Below are 21085 nucleotides of genomic sequence, written 5' to 3'. Positions count from 1 at the left end.
TCGAGGTGCCGCGGGTTGTTGCCGCAAAGGCTGTGCGTATTTGTTGCAACAGTGACTTGGCAGTCGAAACGTGCATCTCTAATCTATTGACTCAGCGGGCAGCCACATCGGTATGACGTGCAAGGCGTATGGCTTCGGCCTCTGTGTCCGCGATTTTCCGCCATTTCCATCGGGAAGCCACAATGATTGGCATCAAAAGCATCGCCAGTTACGTACCTGTCGAAGGCGTTGACAACTACGCCCAGGGTGCGAAATTCGGTAAGGATCAAGATTTTATTTTTGGCAAGATTGGCTCGACCTTCCTGCCGCGTAAAGGGGTGGCACAGGAAACGTCCGACCTGTGCGTAGAAGCGGCCAAGGCCTTGTTTGGGATCAATTCGTCGCTGGACCCGGCGTCCATCGATGCCGTTATCGTCGTGACCCAGAACGGTGACGCTGAAGGTCTTCCGCACACGGCCGCGATCGTCCAGCACAAGTTGGGATTGTCGACCCATGTCGCCGCCTTCGATGTTTCGTTGGGGTGCTCGGGCTATGTTTATGGCTTGTATGCGATGAAGGGCTTCATGGAAGCTGCAGGCTTGAAAAACGGCCTGCTGATCACCGCCGACCCTTATTCGAAGATCGTCGACCCTGAGGATCGCAACACCACAATGTTGTTTGGCGATGCCGCCACGGCCACCTGGATGGGTGAAGACGCCGACTGGCAGCTGGGCAAGTCGCTATTTGGCAGCGACGGTTCCGGTGCTGAACATTTGCGTACGACTGACGGCAAGTTTTTCATGAATGGCCGACAGGTTTACAACTTTGCGCTGGTCAAAGTGCCCGCGCATCTGAAGCAGTTGCTCGAAGTCAGCCATTTGCAGGCCCGGGACATCGACCTGTATTGCCTGCATCAGGGTAGTGCTGCAATCGTCGATGCCGTTTCTCAGCGCTTCGAGGAGGGTGAGCATCGGGCCAGGTTCGTCAAGGATATGGTCGAGACGGGTAACACCGTATCTTCGAGCATCCCGCTGCTATTGGAAAAACACGTGCTTGGTTCGCAGTACAAGCGTGTTGCCCTTAGTGGCTTTGGTGTGGGCTTGTCCTGGGGTTCGGCAATTATCGAGCGTCGTGACTGAGTGCTCGCGCTGTGCACTGAAACGCCGCCTCTTTCGGGGCGGCGTTTCACGTTCAGCCGTTGGCTTAGTGCTACCAGAGGCAGGGCGGCTTGAGGGTGGCCTTTGCTCTCCATACAGTGGTGCAGTGTAAGGCTTCATGCATTGGCCTGGATGCCCGTTGCGGCGGGAGCCAGTCGACCTCCAAACTATAAGCAGGATTGAGATGACTACTCTTCAGGAAATCAAAGACTTCATCCATTCGCCAGGGCTGAATGAAAGCATGGCGCAAGTGTGGGAGCTGATTGGTCACCACTATGAGCAGGCTCAGGTCACTCTGCCTCCAGAAAGCGCCATGCAGCGGCGAGAGATTTCCTTCCATGATCAGGTTCGCCTTCTGGGCTACCTGGCATTGATGCTCGAGGACGTACCCGGCGATGTGGTTGAAATTGGGGTTTGGAAAGGCAAGTCCCTGGTGTTGATGAATGAGGTTTTCAATCGTGCTCGTCGGATAATCGGCATCGACCCGTTCGAGTTGCCTAACCAGTTTCAGGAGTTTTCCCATTATCGGGAATTGCTATTGCCAAACGCCACCATCTTGAGAGGCTACTCGGAGCTGTGTGCAGAGCGCTTCCAGGCGTTGACGCCGCGTGTTGCCTTGCTGCATATCGATGGTGGGCATGCCGGTCGCAATGTGCTGCTGGATTTTCTGCTGTATTCACCGAGTGTGGTTGCTGGCGGATTTGTCGTATTTGATGACTACCGAGATTTCCGAAGCTCTCCAGAGGTTGGCCCGGCCGTTGATTTGCTCAGGGCTGGTGGCTACTTCAAAGGTTTCAATGTGCTCGGTGCGATCCCGGGTTACGAAAATAGCTACGTGCTGCAGCGCGTTTGACCTCAGCCGTGTCGCGTGAGGAGGCAATAAAGCACCTCCCTGCGCGGCACCTGACGAGTGGGGTGGGCGCCGATCAATTGTGATGCCCTTTTTTTGGCGTCAACTTGTTGATTTCATTGGGCTGGCAGGGTGCCAGCAATTTTTTCGAAAAAAGAACTAAAGCAACGAGCCCTGACGACGATAACTATTACGAAGGTTCTCTGTGCCATCCCCGGGCGAATGCCAAGGCCGGAAGCCGTAGTACCCAAACAACGAGGAATTCGTCATGGCTTTGACTGTAAACACCAACACCACCTCCCTGGGCGTTCAAAAGAACCTGAACCGAGCTTCCGACGCGCTGGCTACCTCGATGAGCCGCCTGTCCTCCGGCCTGAAAATCAACAGCGCCAAAGACGACGCCGCTGGCCTGCAGATCGCTACCAAAATGACCTCGCAGATCCGTGGTCAGACCATGGCGATCAAAAACGCCAACGACGGTATTTCCATCGCCCAGACCGCTGAAGGCGCGATGCAAGAGCAGGCCAACATCCTGCAGCGTATGCGTGAACTGGCCTTGCAGTCGCGAAACGACTCCAACAGCCCTGAGAACCGGGATGCACTGGACGGCGAATTCCAGAAAATGCTGCTGGAAATCGACCGTATCGCCAACAGCACCCAGCTGAACGGCAAGAACCTGCTGGATGGCTCTTCTGGCTCGATGGTCTTCCAGGTTGGTTCCGAAGCCAACGGCAACAACCAGATTACCGTCACCCTGAGCTCTGCCATGAGCACTACTGGTGGCCTGTCTGCGCTGGCTGGTAAGACTATCGTCGGTGCTGACAGCTCCACTGCCGAAACCAACTTCGCTTCCGCCATGTCGGCTATCGACAGTGCCCTGTCGACCATTGGTACCACCCGTGCCGACCTGGGTGCCGCTCAGAACCGTCTGACCAGCACCATCAACAACCTGCAGAACATCAACGAGAACGCTGAAGCTGCTCGTGGCCGTGTACAGGACACCGACTTCGCTGCCGAAACTGCCCAGCTGACCAAGCAGCAGACCCTGCAGCAGGCTTCGACCTCGGTACTGGCTCAGGCCAACCAGCTGCCGTCGGCAGTCCTGAAGCTGCTGGGCTAATCTGCCTGACAGTTGCCAGCGGGGGAGTGCATCCATGGCGCTTCCCCGCTTTTTCATTGTGAGGTGGTTAAGATGGACATGAGCGTCAAGCTGAACCTGTCCTATCAGGCTGCGCGTCAAGTCGAGCAGGTCACCGAAAAGCCGGTTGTACAGCCGACAGGTGTTTCCGGTGATGACAAGAAGGGCAACCCGGCCAACGTGCAGGGCGTTGACGACGTGAAGAGTGCCGTCGCGGAAATCGAGAAGTTTTTGAAAGAAACCCGACGTAACCTGGAATTCTCTACAGATGAAGAATCCGGCAAAATCGTGGTCAAAGTCATTGCCAGCGACAGTGGTGAACTGATTCGTCAGATCCCCTCGGAAGAGGCCCTGCGAATTGCCCATAGCTTGAGTGATGTCAAGAGTGTTCTGTTCGACGCCAAGGTTTGATCGGCTGCGAACATACCAGATGTGAATCATGTTGATCGTGCAGGAGCAGGATCGACGCGTTGATTGAGAGGGACAACAGCATGGCAAGCCCGATTACATCCAGCGTAGGCCTGGGTTCTGGCCTCGACATTGGTGCGATGGTCAAGGCGCTCGTTGGCGCTGATACTGCCGCCAAGCAGGCGCAAATTACCCGGCAGAGTAGCAACAATAGCGCGATGATCTCAGGTGTCGGCTCGCTGCGAAGTGCTTTGACGGCGTTTCAGGACGCCATGAAGAAGCTCAACGACAGCAATGCTCCCTCCTTCAATGCCTACGTCGCCAAGTCGGCGAACGAGTCGGTGGTCAAGGTAACGTCCAGCAACAGCGCAGTTGCCGGTAACTACGACATTGTGGTCAACCAGCTTGCCACCGGCTCCAAGGTGGCCAGTGCGAAACAGTTGGGTGGCGCCACAACGCCGATCACGGCTGGCCAGATGGTCATTAGCCAAGGTACTAGCGGCAAGACGTACAACGTCGATATTGCCAGTGGCGCCACGCTGCAGAGTGTTCGCGACCAGATCAACAAAGAGCTGGGTGCGAGCGGTATCACTGCAAACATCGTCAACGAGGACGGTGGTGCTTCCAGGCTGGTCTTGAGCTCCACTACTACTGGAGCGGATACCGATATTTCCGTTTCCGGCATTCCCGAGCTCGTAATCGATGGTGGCACAAAAATGTCGGGCGATGGGGCGGGCTTCATCAGTGCCAAGGCGCAGGATGCAAAGCTGACCATCGATGGTTTGAGTGTGACCAGCAAGTCCAACAAGGTTGAGGGGGCCATTAGTGGTCTGACACTGGAACTTACGGGCGTAAGTGCCAAGGATGCCGGCGGCAACGCTTCGCCAACGGCGCTGACGCTTACTGCCGACAACGATGGCCTGAAAAAATCGGTTCAGAGTTTTGTCGATGCGTACAATACCCTGCAGAAAGCAATCTCCAGTCTGACCTCGCCGACTTTGAACAGCGACGGCACGGTGCAGTCGCTGGGCCCGCTGACCAATGACCCGACCACTCGTTCGCTGCTTACGGACATGCGTAAGGTGCTGGCCGAGGTGGGGGCTGGCGACAAGCTGACGACCTTGGGTCAGTTGGGTGTCAATACCATGCAGGACGGTACGCTCGAGTTCAACAGCGTCAAGTTCAGCGCGGCTATGGACGACAAGAAGCTGGGTGCCGAAGTGCAGGAGTTGTTCACTGGCACTAATGGCGTTTTCGAGCGCATGAACAAGGCCATCGATCCTTACAATGCCACCGACGGCACCTTGGCCACGCGCAAGGCCAACCTCGACAAGGCGGCCAAGAACCTGTCCGACCAGCAGGCTGCTCTGGATCGCCGCACCGAGTCCCTGACCGAGTCCCTTACCAAGAAATTCGTCGCTCTGGACACCGCCTTGGGCAAGATGAAAGCACAAGCTGACCAGATCACCTCGATCTTCGAGGCGATCAACGCCCAGGCCAAAAAGTCCTGATCGTCTGATCCTGCCAAAAGCCCGGCGGCGTCCTCTGGATGCCCCGGGCTTTTCGCTTTTCCCCTAAAGTTTTTTGACGGGGCGGCGATACACAAGGTACAAGCAACCTTTTTCGCAGCAACGAGGCAGATCCATGAACCCGATGTTGGCCCTTCGGCAATACCAGAAAGTCAACGGTGTGGCCCAGACGTCTGAAGCCAGTCCGCACCGCCTGGTACAGATGCTCATGCAAGGCGGACTCGATCGCATGGCCCAGGCCAAAGGTGCCATGGCGCGCAACGATGTCGCCCAGAAGGGCATTCTGATCGGCAAGGTCATCGACATCATCGGTGGCCTGCGGGAAGGCCTGGACCTGGAAAACCACGCCGACAGCCTGGCCGAGCTGGACAGCCTGTACACTTACATGAGCCGGCGCCTGATCGAGGCCAACGTCAAGAACGACCCGGCCATCATCGACGAAGTAGCGCGCCTGCTGATTACCGTCAAAGAAGGTTGGGACGCAATCGGCGACCAGTCGTCGGCTTCCTGAGCAAGGAGCATGACATGAACGATGTGATCAGCCGTATCGAACAGACCCGTCAGCTGCTGCTGACGGCGCTGGAAAAGCGCGATTGGGATGCCGTGGGTGAGCTGGACCTGGAATGCCGCCTGCGCATCAATGATGTGCTGGGAGAGGCGCAGGGCCAGGAAGCGGATGTTCGCGACAGCCTGGAACAGCTGCTCGACGTTTATCGGCAATTAATCGACGTTGCAAGTGGCGAGCGTCAATCAATAGTCGACGAGATGACGCAAATCCGTCAGGCGAAAAACGCTGCCAAGGTATACCATCTGTTCAGTTGACCACAGATGAACAGAAAGCCGTGCGCCATTAATTTGACTGCACGGGATTTTTTGACTTTACTAGTGGCTGTTTTCGAATTTCAGACGTCCGAACACTGACCATTCAGTCGGAGATGTCGAGCATGCCCTGAGAAGGGCGCCGATATGACTAGGGAAGTTGCTATTGGATGTGGCGTGAAACCAAGATTCTCCTGATCGATGACGACAGCGCCCGCCGCCGCGATCTGGCGGTGGTCCTGAACTTTCTCGGCGAAGATAACCTCCCATGCTCCAGCCAGGATTGGCAGCAGGTCGTAGGGAGCCTGTCTTCGAGTCGCGAAGTGCTCTGCGTGCTGATCGGTACCGTCAATGCCCCAGGCAGTGTCCTCGGGCTGCTTAAGACAGTGGCTGGTTGGGATGAGTTCCTTCCGGTTCTGCTGATTGGTGAAATTTCTTCTGCGGACTACCCGGAAGAGTTGCGCCGTCGGGTCCTGTCCAACCTCGAGATGCCGCCGAGCTACAGCCAGCTGCTCGATTCGCTGCACCGTGCCCAGGTCTACCGCGAGATGTACGACCAGGCCCGTGAGCGCGGTCGTCAGCGCGAGCCCAACCTATTCCGCAGCCTGGTCGGCACCAGCCGCGCCATCCAGCATGTGCGGCAGATGATGCAGCAGGTGGCCGATACCGATGCAAGCGTGCTGATCCTCGGTGAGTCCGGCACTGGCAAGGAAGTGGTGGCGCGCAACCTGCACTACCATTCCAAGCGCCGCGAAGCGCCGTTCGTGCCGGTCAACTGCGGGGCGATCCCGGCCGAGTTGCTGGAAAGCGAGCTGTTCGGCCATGAGAAGGGCGCCTTTACCGGCGCGATCACCAGCCGTGCCGGGCGCTTCGAGCTGGCCAACGGCGGTACCCTGTTCCTCGACGAAATTGGCGACATGCCGCTGCCGATGCAGGTCAAGCTGCTGCGTGTGCTGCAGGAACGCACCTTCGAGCGCGTGGGCAGCAACAAGACCCAGAGCATCGATGTGCGCATCATCGCGGCGACTCACAAGAACCTCGAAACCATGATCGAGGACGGGACCTTCCGCGAAGACCTGTACTACCGCCTCAATGTGTTCCCGATCGAGATGGCACCACTGCGCGAGCGCGTGGAGGACATCCCGTTGCTGATGAACGAGCTGATCTCGCGCATGGAGCACGAGAAGCGCGGTTCGATTCGCTTCAACTCGGCGGCGATCATGTCGCTGTGTCGCCACGGCTGGCCGGGCAACGTCCGCGAGCTGGCCAACCTGGTCGAGCGCATGGCGATCATGCACCCGTACGGCGTGATCGGTGTGTCGGAGCTGCCGAAGAAGTTCCGCTATATCGACGACGAAGACGAGCAGCTGGTCGACAGCCTGCGCAGCGACCTCGAAGAGCGCGTAGCCATCAATGGCCACACCCCGAACTTCAGCAATCATGCGATGTTGCCGCCAGAAGGTCTGGATCTGAAAGACTACCTCGGTAGCCTGGAGCAGGGTCTGATCCAGCAGGCGCTGGACGATGCCAATGGTATCGTTGCGCGCGCGGCTGAACGTTTGCGCATTCGCCGCACCACTTTGGTCGAGAAGATGCGCAAGTACGGCATGAGCCGCCAGGGCGGCGAGGATCAGGCGGAGGACTGATTCCGCTTTTGAGTGTATGCCTTGAGTGTGATGTTGGGGCGTAGATCGAGCGCCGCCCGCGCGGCGCTCGATCTATGCCCCGCCACACCTCCAAAACCGTTCACCCCGAAGCCCCATCCCCGGCACGGCTATTGCTACACCGCTGGCACCACACCGTTTTTATGACGGTCAGCCACGCGAGAGAGCACGATGCCCCAGGCCGCCCACTTTTCCCGAGTCCCTGATCCGCAGGGGCGTACCCCGGTCGAACAGGAGAGTCGACAGGGGCTGGAGCAGGCATTCGCCCTGTTCAATCAGGTATCCACCCAACTCAACCAGTCCTACAGCATGCTCGAGGCCCGCGTCAGCGAGCTCAAGGGCGAGTTGGCGGTGGTCGGTCAGCAGCGCATGGCCGAGCTGAACGAGAAGGAGCGCCTGGCCAACCGCCTGCAGAACCTGCTCGACCTGCTGCCGGGCGGGGTGATTGTTATCGACGACCAGGGCCTGGTGCGTGAAGCCAACCCGGCAGCCTGCGAATTGCTCGGCGAGCCGCTGGTCGGCCAGCTGTGGCGCCAGGTGATCGCCCGCAGCTTCGCCCCGCGCGAGGATGACGGCCATGAAGTCTCGCTGCGTGATGGTCGTCGCCTGTCCATTGCCACGCGTTCGCTGGATGCCGAGCCCGGCCAGCTGGTGCTGCTCAACGACCTGACTGAAACCCGTCGCCTGCAGGATCAGCTGGCCCGGCATGAGCGCCTGTCTTCCCTGGGGCGCATGGTCGCCTCGCTGGCCCATCAGATCCGCACGCCGCTGTCGGCGGCCATGCTCTATGCCAGCCATCTGGCTGACGCTGAGCGCGAGCTTGCGCCAGAAACCCGCCAGCGCTTTGCCGGCAGCCTGAAGGAGCGCCTGCACGAACTGGAGCACCAGGTGCGTGACATGTTGGTGTTTGCCCGTGGCGAGCTGCCGCTGGGTGACCGGCTGACCCCGAAGGGCCTGTTCCAGGCCCTGCAACAAGCGGCCCAACCCCATGTGCAAGGGCATGCGGTGCGCTGGCAGTGCGACAGCCAGCTGGGTGAGTTGCTGTGCAATCGCGACACCCTGGTCGGTGCCTTGCTCAACCTGGTCGAGAACGCCTTGCAGGCCAGTGACAGCCCGGCGCGGCTCAAGGTGCACCTGTTTCGTCGTGAGCACACCCTGCACTTGAACATCAGCGATGCCGGCAGTGGTATCGATGCGCAGTTGCTGGGGCGCCTGGGCGAACCCTTCCTGACTACCAAGGCTACTGGGACCGGGTTGGGGCTGGCGGTGGTCAAGGCTGTGGTGCGTGCGCATCAGGGCAAGCTACAGCTGCGCTCGAAAGTCGGGCGTGGCACATGTGTAAAGGTTGAGCTGCCGTTGATCGACGGGCAGGCAACGGAGGTCGTGTGATGGCAATCAAGGTGCTGCTGGTCGAGGATGACCGCGTTTTGCGCCAGGCGCTGGGCGATACCCTGGAGATCGGCGGTTTTGCCTTCGATGCGGTCGGCAGTGCCGAGGAGGCGCTGGAGGCGGTGGCGGGCGAGGCTTACAGCCTGGTGGTCAGCGACGTGAACATGCCGGGCATGGACGGGCATCAGTTGCTGGCGCAGCTGCGGCGCCATCATCCACAGTTGCCGGTGTTGCTGATGACCGCCCACGCGGCCGTCGAGCGCGCCGTGGAAGCCATGCGCCAAGGCGCTGCGGATTACCTGGTCAAGCCGTTCGAGCCCAAGGCGTTGCTGAGCCTGGTCGAGCGTCACGCTACCGGGCGCCTGGCGGCAGCCGACAACGAAGGGCCGGTGGCGTGCGAGGTCGCAAGTCGACACCTGCTGGAGCTGGCTGCGCGCGTGGCCCGCAGCGACTCGACCGTGCTCATTTCCGGTGAGTCGGGGACTGGCAAGGAGGTGCTGGCGCGCTACATCCATCAGCAGTCGCCGCGGGCGGCGCAGCCATTCGTTGCGATCAACTGCGCGGCAATTCCGGACAACATGCTCGAGGCCACACTGTTCGGCCACGAGAAAGGCGCCTTCACCGGCGCCATCGCAGCCCAGGCTGGCAAGTTCGAGCAGGCCGAGGGCGGCACCTTGCTGCTCGATGAGATCTCCGAGATGCCCCTTGGCCTGCAGGCCAAATTGTTGCGCGTGTTGCAGGAGCGCGAGGTGGAACGGGTCGGTGGGCGCAAGCCGATCGCCCTGGACATCCGCGTGCTGGCCACCAGCAACCGTGACATGGCGGGTGAAGTGGCGGCGGGGCGCTTCCGCGAAGACTTGTATTACCGCCTTTCGGTGTTTCCGCTGACCTGGCAACCGCTGCGCGAGCGCCCTGGCGATATCCTGCCGCTGGCCGAGCGCTTGCTGGCGCGCCACGTGACCAAGATGAAGCATGCGCCGGTGCGGCTGTCTGCCGAAGCGCGCGCCTGCCTGCAGGCGCACGCCTGGCCGGGCAACGTGCGCGAGCTGGACAACGCCTTGCAGCGGGCGTTGATCCTGCAGCAGGGCGGGGTGATCGAAGCGGCGGATTTCTGTCTGGCAGGCGCCATTCCATTGTCAGGTGGAACGGTGGCCACTACATCGCCATTATCTGCGGACGAGGCAGTCGACTCGGGTGGCTTGGGCGACGACATGCGTCGCCATGAATTCCAGATGATCATCGACACCCTGCGCGCCGAACGTGGCCGCCGCAAGGAAGCGGCCGAAAAACTGGGCATCAGTCCGCGTACCTTGCGCTACAAGCTGGCGCAGATGCGTGATGCCGGGCTCGATGTGGAAGCCAGTCTGTTCGGCTGAAGACAGTCATTTATATGTTTGCGGTGCGGGCTGGCACATGAGTTGCTAGTTCAGGGCTATCCGCCGCATGAGTGTCAAAAAAATGCGGCCGCCGGAGAGAGAAGGTCATGAGCCAAGGTGTTGAATTCAATCGTCTGATGTTGGACATGCGGGCCATGCAGGCCGATGCCATGTCGTTGCCCAAAGCCACCGCTGCCCCCGAGCTGGCGCCTGGCCAAAGCACCTTTGCCGACATGCTCGGCCAGGCCATCGGCAAGGTCAGCGAGACCCAGCAGGCCTCAACCCAGCTCGCCAATGCCTTCGAGATCGGCAAGAGCGGTGTCGACTTGACTGACGTGATGATCGCCTCGCAGAAAGCCAGCGTGTCCATGCAGGCGTTGACTCAGGTACGCAACAAGCTGGTCCAGGCGTACCAGGACATCATGCAGATGCCGGTTTGAGGACGGAAGTAAGTCATGGCTGAAGCAGTCGTCGATAACGCCCCCGCCAAGAGCGGTGCGCCAGGTTCCAAGCCAGCGCGGTTCAACATGGCGTTTCTGGAAAACATCTCGCAGATGCCCATGCTGCGTCAGGTCGGCCTGCTGGTCGGGTTGGCGGCGAGCGTGGCGATCGGCTTCGCCGTGGTGCTGTGGTCGCAGCAGCCGGATTACCGGCCGCTGTACGGCAGCCTGGCCGGCATGGACACCAAGCAGGTCATGGACACTCTGGCCTCCGCAGACATTCCCTATCACGTCGAGCCCAACTCCGGTGCTCTGCTGGTCAAGGCCGACGACCTCTCCCGTGCGCGCCTGAAACTGGCGGCGGCCGGCGTGGCGCCGAGCGATGGCAATGTCGGCTTCGAGCTGCTCGACAAAGAGCAGGGGCTGGGCACCAGCCAGTTCATGGAAGCCACCCGTTATCGCCGCAGCCTGGAAGGTGAGCTGGCGCGTACCGTTTCCAGCCTGAACAACGTCAAGGCCGCTCGCGTGCACCTGGCGATCCCGAAAAGCTCGGTGTTCGTGCGTGACGAGCGCAAGCCAAGCGCTTCGGTACTGGTCGAGCTGTATCCGGGCCGTTCGCTGGAAGCCGGTCAGGTCATGGCCATCGTCAATCTGGTCGCCACCAGTGTGCCCGAGCTGGACAAGTCGCAGGTCACCGTGGTCGACCAGCGTGGCAACCTGCTCTCCGAGCAGCTGCAGGACACCGCGCTGACCATGGCCGGCAAGCAGTTCGACTACAGCCGCCGCATGGAAGGCATGCTGACCCAGCGTGTGCACAACATCCTGCAGCCGGTGCTGGGCAATGACCGCTACAAGGCAGAAGTGTCCGCTGACCTGGACTTCAGTGCGGTCGAGTCGACCTCCGAGCAGTTCAACCCGGACCAGCCGGCGCTGCGCAGCGAGCAAGCGGTCAACGAACAGCGTGCCAGCAGCCAGGGCCCGCAGGGCGTGCCGGGCGCGCTGAGCAACCAGCCGCCAGGCCCGGCCTCGGCGCCGCAAACCACCGGTGGCGCTGCGGCGCCGGCCGGTGCCATCCAGCCGGGTCAGCCACTGGTGGATGCCAATGGCCAGCAGATCATGGACCCGGCTACCGGCCAGCCGATGCTGGCGCCGTACCCGTCGGACAAGCGTGAGCAGACCACAAAGAACTTCGAGCTGGACCGCTCCATCAGCCACACCCGCCAGCAGCAAGGTCGCCTGACCCGCCTGTCGGTGGCGGTGGTGGTCGACGACCAGGTCAAGGTCGATGCCAGTGGTGAAACCACCCGTGCCCCATGGGGCGCCGAAGACCTGGCGCGCTTCACGCGCCTGGTGCAGGACGCGGTGGGCTTCGATGCCAGCCGTGGCGACAGCGTGACCGTGATCAACGTGCCGTTCGCCGCCGACCGTGGCGAAGAGATCGCCGATATCGCGTTCTACCAGCAACCGTGGTTCTGGGACATCGTCAAGCAGGTGCTGGGCGTGCTGTTCATCCTGGTGCTGGTGTTCGGTGTGCTGCGTCCGGTCCTCAACAACATCACTGGTGGCGGCAAGCAGGCTGCTGCGGACAGCGACATGGAACTGGGCGGGATGATCGGTCTGGATGGCGAACTGGCCAACGACCGTGTCAGCCTCGGTGGCCCGTCAAGCATTCTGTTGCCGAGCCCGACCGAGGGTTACGAAGCACAGCTCAACGCAATCAAAGGCCTGGTGGCCGAAGACCCGGGCCGCGTAGCCCAGGTCGTCAAAGAGTGGATCAACGCCGATGAGTGACAATCGAGCCATTACCGCCAAGCTGAGCCGTGTCGACAAGGCCGCGATCCTGCTGCTGTCGCTCGGTGAGACCGATGCTGCACAGGTGCTGCGGCACATGGGCCCGAAGGAAGTGCAGCGGGTCGGTGTGGCGATGGCGCAGATGGGCACCGTGCATCGTGATCAGGTCGAGCAGGTGATGAGCGAGTTCGTCGAGATCGTCGGCGACCAGACCAGTCTGGGCGTCGGCTCTGACGCTTACATCCGCAAGATGCTCAACCAGGCCCTGGGCGAGGACAAGGCCAACGGCCTGGTCGATCGCATCCTGCTGGGTGGCAATACCAGCGGCCTGGACAGCCTCAAATGGATGGAACCGCGTGCCGTGGCCGATGTGATCCGCTACGAGCACCCGCAGATCCAGGCCATCGTGGTCGCCTACCTCGACCCCGACCAGGCCGGTGAAGTGCTGAGCAACTTCGACCACAAGGTGCGCCTGGACATCGTCCTGCGCGTGTCGTCGCTCAATACCGTGCAACCGGCGGCGCTCAAGGAGCTGAACCAGATCCTCGAGAAGCAGTTCTCGGGCAACTCCAATGCGGCGCGCACCACCCTGGGCGGTATTAAGCGCGCTGCCGACATCATGAACTTCCTCGACAGCTCGGTGGAAGGCGCACTGATGGACGCGATCCGCGAGATCGACAGCGACCTGTCGGAGCAGATCGAAGACCTGATGTTCGTCTTCAACAACCTGGCCGATGTCGACGACCGCGGCATCCAGGCGCTGCTGCGCGAAGTGTCGTCCGACGTGCTGGTGGTGTCGCTCAAGGGTGCCGACGAGCGGGTCAAGGACAAGATTTTCAAGAACATGTCCAAGCGTGCTTCCGAGCTGCTGCGCGACGACCTCGAGGCCAAGGGCCCGGTGCGCGTCAGCGACGTGGAAACGGCGCAGAAAGAGATCCTCACCATCGCCCGACGCATGGCCGAGGCCGGCGAGATCGTGCTCGGCGGCAAGGGTGCCGAGGAAATGATCTGATCTTGCAGGCAGCATAAATCCCTGTAGGAGCGGGCTTGTCCCGCGAAGCAGGCGCCGCGGTGAGTGGCACCGGCTTCGCCGGTGTTCGCGGGGCAAGCCCGCTCCTACAGAGGCAGTTGATGAGTAGCTGAAGACATGCCCACCAAAGAATCCCACCCCAGCGACCTGATTCGTGCCCGCGACCTCGAGGGCGTCGATGTCTGGGCGCTGCCCAGCTTCGACCCGGAGCCTGAGCCGGAACCCGAGCCAGAGCCGGAAGTCGTCGAAGAAGTCGAGGAAGTGCCGCTGGAAGAAGTCCAGCCGCTGACCCTCGAAGAGCTCGAAGCGATCCGCCAGGAGGCCTACAACGAAGGCTTCGCCACCGGCGAGCGTGAGGGCTTTCACAGCACGCAACTGAAGGTGCGTCAGGAGGCCGAGGAGGCGCTTGCCGCCAAGCTGGCCAGCCTGGAGCAGCTGATGGGTCATTTGCTGGAGCCGATTGCCGAGCAGGACACGCAGATCGAACGCAGTATGGTGCATCTGGTCGCCCATATGGCGCGCCAGGTCATCGGCCGGGAACTGCGCAGCGACTCCAGCCAGATCACCCAGGTGCTGCGCGAGGCGCTGAAGTTGCTGCCGATGGGCGCCGACAACATCCGTATCCATCTCAATCCGCAGGATTTCGAGCTGGCCAAGGCCCTGCGCGAACGTCATGAGGAGCGCTGGAAGCTGCTCGAAGACGAAGCCCTGCTGCCGGGCGGCTGCCGCATCGAGACCCTGCACAGTCGCATCGACGCGACCATGGAAACCCGCGTCGAGAAGGCCGTGGCGCAATTGTTCGATCAGCTGCATGACCAGGCCCTGCACCCGGCGGCTGCGGACCTGTCGGTCGAACTGGACGCTAGCGATGCGCCTTGACCGCACCAGCTTCGGCAAGCGCCTGGGCGGCTACGCCGAGGCGATCGAGTTGCCGGTGCAGCCGGTGGTCGAAGGCCGCCTGTTGCGCATGGTCGGCCTCACCCTCGAAGCCGAAGGTTTGCGCGCCGCGGTAGGCGGGCGTTGCCTGGTGATCAACGACGACAGCTACCACCCGGTGCAGGTCGAAGCGGAGGTGATGGGCTTTGCCGGCAACAAAGTATTCCTGATGCCGGTGGGCAGTATTGCCGGCATCGCGCCAGGTGCGCGGGTGGTGCCGCTGGACGACAGTGGTCGCCTGCCCATGGGCATGAGCATGCTCGGCCGGGTGCTCGACGGTGCCGGGCGCGCGCTCGACGGCAAGGGCGGCATGCGTGCCGAGGACTGGGTGCCGATGGACGGCCCGATCATCAACCCGCTCAACCGTGACCCGATCAGCGCGCCGCTGGACGTGGGCATTCGCAGCATCAACGGCCTGCTCACCGTCGGTCGCGGCCAGCGCCTGGGGCTTTTTGCCGGTACCGGCGTGGGTAAATCGGTGTTGCTGGGCATGATGACCCGCTTCACCGAGGCGGACATCATCGTGGTTGGCCTGATCGGCGAGCGGGGCCGCGAAGTCAAGGAGTTCATCGAGCACATCCTCGGCGAAGAGGGGCTCAAGCGCTCGGTGGTGGTGGCATCGCCTGCGGATGATGCGCCACTGATGCGCTTGCGCGCAGCCATGTACTGCACGCGCATTGCCGAGTACTTCCGCGACAAGGGCAAGAACGTCCTGCTGCTGATGGACTCCCTGACCCGTTTCGCCCAGGCCCAGCGCGAAATTGCCTTGGCCATCGGCGAGCCGCCGGCTACGCGTGGCTACCCGCCGTCGGTGTTCGCCAAACTGCCCAAGCTGGTGGAGCGCGCCGGTAACGGCGAGCCCGGCGGTGGTTCGATCACCGCGTTCTACACCGTGTTGTCCGAAGGGGACGACCAGCAGGACCCGATCGCCGACTCGGCGCGGGGCGTGCTCGACGGCCACTTCGTGCTCTCACGGCGGTTGGCCGAGGAAGGTCATTATCCGGCCATCGACATCGAGGCCTCGATCAGCCGGGTCATGCCGCAGGTGGTGGATGCCGACCACTTGCGCCAGGCACAGAAATTCAAGCAACTGTGGTCGCGCCTGTCCCAGAGCCGCGACCTCATCAGCGTGGGCGCCTATGTCGCCGGCGGCGATCCGGAAACCGACCTGGCCATTGCCTTGCAGCCCAGGCTGGTGGACTTCCTGCGCCAGGGCCTGGATGAGAATGTCGGCATGGGCCAGAGCCGCGACCAGCTGGGGGCGATCTTCACGCCTCCGGCCAAGGGCTGATAAGCCATGAGCCTGCCCGGTCGCGCTGCGCGCCTGGCCCCTGTGGTCAACATGGCCGAAGAGGCGGAGCGCAAGGCTGCCCAGCGCGTGGGGCACTTCCAGCAGCAGGTGGTTCAGGCCCAGGCCAAGCTGACCGAGCTGGAATCGTTCCGCGAAGGGTACCAGGCGCAGTGGATCAATCGTGGCGGGCAAGGGGTGAATGGCAGCTGGCTGCTCAATTACCAGCGCTTCCTGGCCCAGCTGGAAACGGCCATGACCCAGCAGCGGCAAAGCCTGGCCTGGCATGAGAACAACCTGAAGAATGCCCGCGGTACCTGGCAGCAGGCCTACGCCAGGGTGGAAGGGTTGCGCAAGCTGGTGCAGCGCTACATGGACGAGGCACGGCGGGCCGAAGACAAGCGCGAGCAGCGTTTGCTGGACGAGCTGTCGCAACGCTTGCCAAGGCAAGGTCATGTGTAACCTGTAATGGGCTCTTCGCAGGGCAAGCCCGCTCCCACAAAGGTGACATAAGGCCCGACGGCTGTAGAGATCCTGTAGGAGCGGGCTTGCCCCGCGAAGAGGCCGGCACAGGCTACCTTGCCACTCCTGCATCGGGCTGCTAAACCTTGAAGAGTTGCATTCGCCATCATCGAAGGAATCGCTAGCATGGCAGTCGAGACAGATTTTTCGCAGGACGGGAAAAAGCTCACGATCAAGGTCAAGGGGCGTTTCGATTTCGGCAAGCATCAGGAATTCCGTGATGCCTACGAGCGCCAGCCTAAAAGGCCCGATTCGGTGGTAGTCGACTTGAAGGACGCCACCTATCTGGACAGCTCTGCGCTGGGCATGCTGCTGTTGCTGCGTGATCATGCCGGGGGTGACGACTCGGACGTGCGCGTGGTGCATGCCAGCTCCGACGTGCGCAAGATCCTGGCCATTTCCAATTTCGAAAAACTCTTCGATATCAGTTGAGCGCCCAGATGCCGGCCGAACAGGCGTTGACCGTGCTGGTGGCTGAGGACGGGGCGGTCGACCGCCTGCTGCTGGCGCAGATCGTCCGTCGCCAGGGTCACCATGTGTACACCGCGGAAAACGGCGAGCAAGCCGTGGCGCTGTTCGCCGAGAAGCGCCCGCAGTTGGTGTTGCTCGACGCCTTGATGCCGGTGATGGATGGTTTCGAGGCGGCGCGGCAGATCAAGGCGCTGGCCGGCGAGGCGCTGGTGCCGATCATCTTCCTGACCTCGCTGAACGAGGAGGATGCCCTGGTGCGTTGCCTGGAGGCCGGGGGCGACGACTTCATGGCTAAACCCTACAGTGCGGTGATCCTCGGTGCCAAGATCCGCGCCATGGACCGCCTGCGCCGCTTGCAGGCGACCGTGCTCGAGCAGCGTGACCAGATCACCCGCCACCATCACCACTTGCTCAACGAGCAGCGGGTGGCCAAGGCGGTGTTCGACAAGGTCGCTCACTCCGGTTGCATCACGGCGCCGAATATCCGTTACCTGCAGTCACCCTATGCGCTGTTCAATGGCGACTTGCTGCTGGCCGCGTTCACCCCGGCCGGTGACATGCACGTGCTGCTGGGGGACTTCACCGGCCATGGCCTGCCGGCCGCAGTCGGCGCGATGCCGCTGGCGGAAGTGTTCTACGGCATGACCGCGAAAGGCTACGGCCTGGCGCAGATGCTTCGCGAGATGAATGCCAAGCTCAAGCGCATCCTGCCGGTGGACATGTTCTGTTGCGCGCTGCTGCTCAACCTGAGTGTGCAGCGCGGTGCGGTGGAGGTGTGGAATGGCGGCATGCCGGATGGCTACCGGCTGTCGGCCGACTGCGAAGTGCTCGGCTGCCTGGGGTCGCGTCATCTGCCGCTGGGCATCCTGGCGCCGGAGCGCTTCGATGACAGCACCGAAGTGCTGCCATTGGCGGCGGGAGAGCGGCTGTTGCTGCTGTCCGATGGCGTGGTCGATACTGCGGACGAGCAGGAGCGCCTGTTCGGTGTCGAGCGCTTGCGCGAGGTGCTGGCCGCCAATCGTGATCCGGCGCAGTTGTTCGATGAAGTGATGCAGGCCCTGGAACGTTTCGGCGGGCGGCCCCGGGATGACATCAGCCTGTGTGACATTCGCATGTTCAGTGGCGAAGACCGGATGCCTGCGCCGACTCTGTATTCCGACAGCGGGCGCTCCAGCCCGCTGGACTGGGTGCTGGGGTTCGAATTGCGTGGTGAAAGCCTCAAGCGATTCAATCCGGTGCCTTACCTGGTGCAGTTGTTGCAGGAAATACATGGCCTGCGGCCGCGCACCGGCGCCTTGCACAGTGTGCTCAGCGAGTTGTATTCCAATGCCCTGGAGCATGGTGTGCTGGGCCTGGACTCACGGCTCAAACGTGATGTGCAGGGTTTTGCCGACTACTATCAGGAGCGGGCCCGGCGCCTGGTGGTGTTGGCTGAAGGCTTCGTGCGCATCGACCTGAAGGTGGAACCCTTAGGGGCGGGTGGGCGTCTCACTGTCGAGGTCCGCGACAGTGGTGCGGGGTTCGACGTGCAGCGTGTGTTGTCGCGTCCGCCCCAGGAGCAGGAATTGAGCGGACGTGGGCTGAATCTGGTGCGGCGGCTTGGCAGCCATGCCGAGTGGCGCGAGGGCGGCTGCTGTGCTCGCGTTCAGTTCGATTGGTGATGCGTCTGGAGGGCCGCAGAGCGGCTCAGGCATAATCCGGCTTGATCAAGGAGTGAACAAGTGACTGACATGCATATCGATCACAAGGTACTCAGCGAGCTGCAGGACGTCATGGAAGATGGCTACCTGCAGCTGCTGGAAACCTTTCTGGAAGACTCCGAGCGGCGCTTGAGCCAGCTGCATGGGGCAAAGAGCGCCGATGAGCTTGGCATGGCCGCGCACAGCTTCAAGGGCAGCAGCAGCAACATGGGGGCTGTCGGCCTTGCCCGGTTGTGCCAGCAGCTTGAAGAGCGCGTGAAGGTGCGGCCGCTGTATGGCATCGAAGACCTGATCAACCGGATCGATCAAGAATACCTGGAGGTGCAGTGCTTCTATCGCGGCGAGCGCAAGCGCGTTTTGGCGAACTGATGGCAAGTTGGCGCGAGTTTTGCCTCTCCATGGCCAGATGATATTCCAGTTTCTGGCGCGGAGACCGCTCAATGCCTGTCGCACCCAACCCTTTGTTGCAAGCCAACACCCTGAGCAAGCCTTCGAGTGCGGGCTCATCGCGGCTGGACAAGCCGCTGCAGGCGGCGGGCGGACTGGGCGGCGGCTTCGATCAGGTCATGGCTGGGCAGGCGCGTGACAATACGCCCGCTCGCAATGACAAGGTTGCTCAGCCCAGCCCTAAGGACAAGCCCGACGTTGCCCAGGGCGGCAAGAAGCAGGCCGCCGACAAACCGGCGGTTGCCGATGACGGCAACAAATTGCCAGCAGACGATGCGTCGCAGTCCAGCGATGCTGCAGCCACCAGCGACTCAGGCTCGCTCGATGCCAATCTGGTGGCGGGTCAGGTGACCGATGCGCAGCCCGGTGCGCAGTTGCTGCAGGCCCAGGCCGAGGCAGTGGCGCCCGTGTTGCAGGCGGCTATCCAGCAACCTCCGGCGGCAGCGGTTGCCGAGCCATTGACGGAGCAGCCCGAGGGCGAGGCTTTCGATCCGGATGCCGACCCCTTGGCCAACCTGCCAACGTTGCGCCTGGCCCTGGAGCAGAACGCCCAGGCCAAAGGCACGACGTCGGCGCACGCTGCCGATCCTGGCAAAACCCAGTCCGATGATGGGCAGGCGGCCGTCAATCCGTTGGCGACCCTGATCGAGAAGGTCGAGGGCGAGGCAGGAAAGTCCGAGACCGGCGACAAGGCCTTCGGCGCCTTGCTTGAAGACGGGCTCAAGGACACCAAGAGCGCCAGCAGCGATACCCGTGTCGACGACTTCGCCAACCGCCTGGCCAGCCTGACCCAGGCCGTTACCGCCAAGACCGCCAATGCCGTGCCGGTCAGCGCCAACCCCCTCCATCAGCCCTTGCAGATGAACCAGGGCGCCTGGGCCGAGGGCTTGGTCAACCGGGTCATGTACCTGTCCAGCCAGAACCTGAAGTCGGCGGATATCCAGCTGGAGCCGGCTGAGCTCGGGCGCCTTGATATCCGCGTCAATGTCGCGACTGACCAGTCCACCCAGATCACCTTCGTCAGTGGCCATGCGGGTGTACGTGATGCGCTGGACAGCCAGGTCTATCGCCTGCGCGAGCTGTTTGCCCAGCAGGGGCTGGCGCAGCCGGACGTCAACGTCGCTGACCAGTCGCGCCAGCAACAGCAGCAGGCGCAGCAGGACGCCTCGCAGTTGTCCGGGGTGGCCGCGCGCCGGGCGCAGGGCGGTGAGGGCGAGCAGGGTGGGCTGGGCGACGTCTCCCGGGCTGTCGAGCAGCAGGTGGTCATTGGCGACAGTGCCGTCGATTATTACGCCTGATGGGGCTGCCTTGGGTTTTGCAGTGTCTGTGGGATCGAGCGCCGCCCGCGCGGCGCATCGCGAGCTGCGCTCGCTCCTACGTTTATTTCGGGCCAATGCCTGCAGTGGGATTTGCGCGCGGACGCCTTGGCGCATGGCGCGATATTGCGTCGTACCAACGGTGCGGTCGCGCGCGCCTGTCACAGGCGTAACTGGCCAAAAACAAACGTAGGAGCGAGCGCAGCTCGCGATGCGCCGCGCGGGCGGCGCTCGATCTCACAGGCGATAAACCTCTCAAGACAAACATGGCATAACACTTGCTCAAGCCACGTCATCCTCCTTTGAAACCCCGATGGACGACGGATTATTGGCATGGCGAAGAGCGACGCAGTGAAAGACCCCGCCGCAAAAGGCAAACTCAAGCTGATCCTGCTGCTGGTGCTGGCCCTGCTGCTGGCAGTCGGCCTGTCGGTGGGTGCCACCTGGTTCATCATGCACAAGAGTGAACCGGCACCGGCCTCTGAAGCGGCCACCACCAACGTCAAGGCCCCTGCGATCTATGTGCCGCTGGCGCCCGCCTTCGTGGTCAACTTCAACCAGAACGGCCGCCAGCGCTACATGCAGCTGAGCATCACCCTGCAAGGCCGCAGTCAGGCCGACCTGGACGCACTCTCGGTGCACATGCCAGTGATCCGCAACAACCTGGTGATGATGTTCTCAGGGCAGGGCTTCGACACCCTGGCGGCCAGTTCGGTGGGCCAGGAGATGCTGCGTCAGAAAGCCACCGCGGTGGTCCAGGAAGTGGCGCAGAAGGAAGTCGGCAAGCCGGTGGTCGACCAGCTGCTGTTCACCAATTTCGTATTGCAGTAGGAGT

The 21085-nt window shown here is 62.0% G+C and carries 21 protein-coding genes; all 21 read left to right on the top strand.

The features are described from left to right. The first annotated feature begins 182 nt into the window (after positions 1-182). The 21 genes from C2H86_RS03965 to fliL all read left to right on the top strand — a co-directional run bounded on the left by C2H86_RS03965 (position 183) and on the right by fliL (position 21081). Positions 183-1118 carry a ketoacyl-ACP synthase III gene (locus tag C2H86_RS03965; RefSeq protein WP_159411521.1) on the top strand — a complete coding sequence of 312 codons (936 nt, stop codon included), beginning with the start codon at positions 183-185 and terminating at the stop codon, positions 1116-1118. A gap of 202 nt (positions 1119-1320) precedes the next feature. After that, positions 1321-1989 carry a class I SAM-dependent methyltransferase gene (locus C2H86_RS03960; RefSeq protein WP_159411520.1) on the top strand — a complete coding sequence of 223 codons (669 nt, stop codon included), beginning with the start codon at positions 1321-1323 and terminating at the stop codon, positions 1987-1989. A gap of 265 nt (positions 1990-2254) precedes the next feature. Beyond that, positions 2255-3106, top strand: coding sequence for a flagellin domain-containing protein (locus C2H86_RS03955; protein WP_159411519.1), 852 nt, complete (start codon positions 2255-2257; stop codon positions 3104-3106). A 72-nt stretch (positions 3107-3178) separates the two neighbouring features. Continuing rightward, complete coding sequence (locus tag C2H86_RS03950; protein WP_159411518.1) at positions 3179-3535, top strand: flagellar protein FlaG; 357 nt, start codon at positions 3179-3181, stop codon at positions 3533-3535. A gap of 80 nt (positions 3536-3615) precedes the next feature. Next, the gene (gene fliD / locus C2H86_RS03945; RefSeq protein ID WP_159411517.1) at positions 3616-5043 is read left to right on the top strand and encodes a flagellar filament capping protein FliD; all 1428 of its coding nucleotides are present in this window, start codon (positions 3616-3618) and stop codon (positions 5041-5043) included. A gap of 133 nt (positions 5044-5176) precedes the next feature. Then, positions 5177-5572, top strand: a complete 396-nt coding sequence (gene fliS, locus C2H86_RS03940; RefSeq protein WP_159411516.1) for a flagellar export chaperone FliS — start codon at positions 5177-5179, stop codon at positions 5570-5572. A gap of 14 nt (positions 5573-5586) precedes the next feature. Next, positions 5587-5883, top strand: a complete 297-nt coding sequence (locus tag C2H86_RS03935; protein WP_159411515.1) for a flagellar protein FliT — start codon at positions 5587-5589, stop codon at positions 5881-5883. Between the two features lie 167 nt (positions 5884-6050). After that, positions 6051-7526, top strand: a complete 1476-nt coding sequence (gene fleQ / locus C2H86_RS03930; RefSeq protein ID WP_110636502.1) for a transcriptional regulator FleQ — start codon at positions 6051-6053, stop codon at positions 7524-7526. Between the two features lie 189 nt (positions 7527-7715). Further along, complete coding sequence (locus tag C2H86_RS03925; protein ID WP_159411514.1) at positions 7716-8933, top strand: sensor histidine kinase; 1218 nt, start codon at positions 7716-7718, stop codon at positions 8931-8933. After that, positions 8933-10309 (top strand): sigma-54-dependent transcriptional regulator, encoded by a 1377-nt coding sequence (locus C2H86_RS03920; protein WP_159411513.1) that lies wholly within the window; start codon positions 8933-8935, stop codon positions 10307-10309. The genes C2H86_RS03925 and C2H86_RS03920 overlap by 1 nt, the downstream gene beginning before the upstream one ends. A 107-nt stretch (positions 10310-10416) precedes the next feature. Continuing rightward, positions 10417-10749 (top strand): flagellar hook-basal body complex protein FliE, encoded by a 333-nt coding sequence (gene fliE / locus C2H86_RS03915; protein ID WP_085677773.1) that lies wholly within the window; start codon positions 10417-10419, stop codon positions 10747-10749. Positions 10750-10764: 15 nt separating this feature from the next. Next, positions 10765-12540 carry a flagellar basal-body MS-ring/collar protein FliF gene (gene fliF / locus C2H86_RS03910; protein ID WP_159411512.1) on the top strand — a complete coding sequence of 592 codons (1776 nt, stop codon included), beginning with the start codon at positions 10765-10767 and terminating at the stop codon, positions 12538-12540. Continuing rightward, the gene (fliG, locus tag C2H86_RS03905) at positions 12533-13552 is read left to right on the top strand and encodes a flagellar motor switch protein FliG (RefSeq protein ID WP_060508302.1); all 1020 of its coding nucleotides are present in this window, start codon (positions 12533-12535) and stop codon (positions 13550-13552) included. Before fliF ends, fliG begins: the two co-directional genes overlap by 8 nt. A gap of 135 nt (positions 13553-13687) precedes the next feature. After that, a complete protein-coding gene (gene fliH, locus C2H86_RS03900) occupies positions 13688-14449 on the top strand; it encodes a flagellar assembly protein FliH (RefSeq protein ID WP_159411511.1) in 762 nt (253 codons plus the stop codon). Next, a complete protein-coding gene (gene fliI / locus C2H86_RS03895; RefSeq protein ID WP_159411510.1) occupies positions 14439-15797 on the top strand; it encodes a flagellar protein export ATPase FliI in 1359 nt (452 codons plus the stop codon). Before fliH ends, fliI begins: the two co-directional genes overlap by 11 nt. A 6-nt stretch (positions 15798-15803) precedes the next feature. After that, the gene (gene fliJ, locus C2H86_RS03890; protein WP_159411509.1) at positions 15804-16256 is read left to right on the top strand and encodes a flagellar export protein FliJ; all 453 of its coding nucleotides are present in this window, start codon (positions 15804-15806) and stop codon (positions 16254-16256) included. A gap of 186 nt (positions 16257-16442) precedes the next feature. Further along, complete coding sequence (locus C2H86_RS03885; protein WP_110636523.1) at positions 16443-16748, top strand: STAS domain-containing protein; 306 nt, start codon at positions 16443-16445, stop codon at positions 16746-16748. Positions 16749-16756: 8 nt separating this feature from the next. After that, complete coding sequence (locus C2H86_RS03880; protein WP_159411508.1) at positions 16757-18448, top strand: ATP-binding SpoIIE family protein phosphatase; 1692 nt, start codon at positions 16757-16759, stop codon at positions 18446-18448. A gap of 60 nt (positions 18449-18508) precedes the next feature. Further along, on the top strand, positions 18509-18856 hold the full coding sequence (locus tag C2H86_RS03875) for an Hpt domain-containing protein (protein WP_159411507.1): 348 nt from the start codon (positions 18509-18511) through the stop codon (positions 18854-18856). A 71-nt stretch (positions 18857-18927) separates the two neighbouring features. Continuing rightward, positions 18928-20232: a flagellar hook-length control protein FliK gene (locus C2H86_RS03870; RefSeq protein ID WP_159411506.1), complete on the top strand. Its 1305-nt coding sequence runs from the start codon at positions 18928-18930 to the stop codon at positions 20230-20232. Between the two features lie 351 nt (positions 20233-20583). Next, on the top strand, positions 20584-21081 hold the full coding sequence (fliL, locus tag C2H86_RS03865) for a flagellar basal body-associated protein FliL (protein WP_159411505.1): 498 nt from the start codon (positions 20584-20586) through the stop codon (positions 21079-21081). The last annotated feature ends 4 nt before the right edge of the window (positions 21082-21085 follow it).

The organism is Pseudomonas putida, assembly GCF_009883635.2.
GTDB lineage: Bacteria > Pseudomonadota > Gammaproteobacteria > Pseudomonadales > Pseudomonadaceae > Aquipseudomonas > Aquipseudomonas putida_W.
Note: the sequence above shows the minus strand (reverse complement) of the source record. Positions and strands in the feature narration are given on the sequence as shown.

Bases quoted from the DNA above. Each gene is read 5' to 3' on its own strand.
- fleQ (WP_110636502.1), top strand. From the start codon at position 6,051: ATGTGGCGTGAAACCAAGATTCTCCTGATCGATGACGACAGCGCCCGC.
- C2H86_RS03950 (WP_159411518.1), top strand. From the start codon at position 3,179: ATGGACATGAGCGTCAAGCTGAACCTGTCCTATCAGGCTGCGCGTCAA.
- fliI (WP_159411510.1), top strand. From the start codon at position 14,439: ATGCGCCTTGACCGCACCAGCTTCGGCAAGCGCCTGGGCGGCTACGCC.
- fliJ (WP_159411509.1), top strand. From the start codon at position 15,804: ATGAGCCTGCCCGGTCGCGCTGCGCGCCTGGCCCCTGTGGTCAACATG.
- C2H86_RS03885 (WP_110636523.1), top strand. From the start codon at position 16,443: ATGGCAGTCGAGACAGATTTTTCGCAGGACGGGAAAAAGCTCACGATC.
- C2H86_RS03880 (WP_159411508.1), top strand. From the start codon at position 16,757: ATGCCGGCCGAACAGGCGTTGACCGTGCTGGTGGCTGAGGACGGGGCG.
- fliE (WP_085677773.1), top strand. From the start codon at position 10,417: ATGAGCCAAGGTGTTGAATTCAATCGTCTGATGTTGGACATGCGGGCC.
- C2H86_RS03920 (WP_159411513.1), top strand. From the start codon at position 8,933: ATGGCAATCAAGGTGCTGCTGGTCGAGGATGACCGCGTTTTGCGCCAG.
- fliS (WP_159411516.1), top strand. From the start codon at position 5,177: ATGAACCCGATGTTGGCCCTTCGGCAATACCAGAAAGTCAACGGTGTG.
- C2H86_RS03935 (WP_159411515.1), top strand. From the start codon at position 5,587: ATGAACGATGTGATCAGCCGTATCGAACAGACCCGTCAGCTGCTGCTG.
- fliL (WP_159411505.1), top strand. From the start codon at position 20,584: ATGGCGAAGAGCGACGCAGTGAAAGACCCCGCCGCAAAAGGCAAACTC.
- C2H86_RS03955 (WP_159411519.1), top strand. From the start codon at position 2,255: ATGGCTTTGACTGTAAACACCAACACCACCTCCCTGGGCGTTCAAAAG.
- C2H86_RS03870 (WP_159411506.1), top strand. From the start codon at position 18,928: ATGCCTGTCGCACCCAACCCTTTGTTGCAAGCCAACACCCTGAGCAAG.
- C2H86_RS03960 (WP_159411520.1), top strand. From the start codon at position 1,321: ATGACTACTCTTCAGGAAATCAAAGACTTCATCCATTCGCCAGGGCTG.
- fliH (WP_159411511.1), top strand. From the start codon at position 13,688: ATGCCCACCAAAGAATCCCACCCCAGCGACCTGATTCGTGCCCGCGAC.
- fliG (WP_060508302.1), top strand. From the start codon at position 12,533: ATGAGTGACAATCGAGCCATTACCGCCAAGCTGAGCCGTGTCGACAAG.
- C2H86_RS03965 (WP_159411521.1), top strand. From the start codon at position 183: ATGATTGGCATCAAAAGCATCGCCAGTTACGTACCTGTCGAAGGCGTT.
- C2H86_RS03925 (WP_159411514.1), top strand. From the start codon at position 7,716: ATGCCCCAGGCCGCCCACTTTTCCCGAGTCCCTGATCCGCAGGGGCGT.
- fliD (WP_159411517.1), top strand. From the start codon at position 3,616: ATGGCAAGCCCGATTACATCCAGCGTAGGCCTGGGTTCTGGCCTCGAC.
- fliF (WP_159411512.1), top strand. From the start codon at position 10,765: ATGGCTGAAGCAGTCGTCGATAACGCCCCCGCCAAGAGCGGTGCGCCA.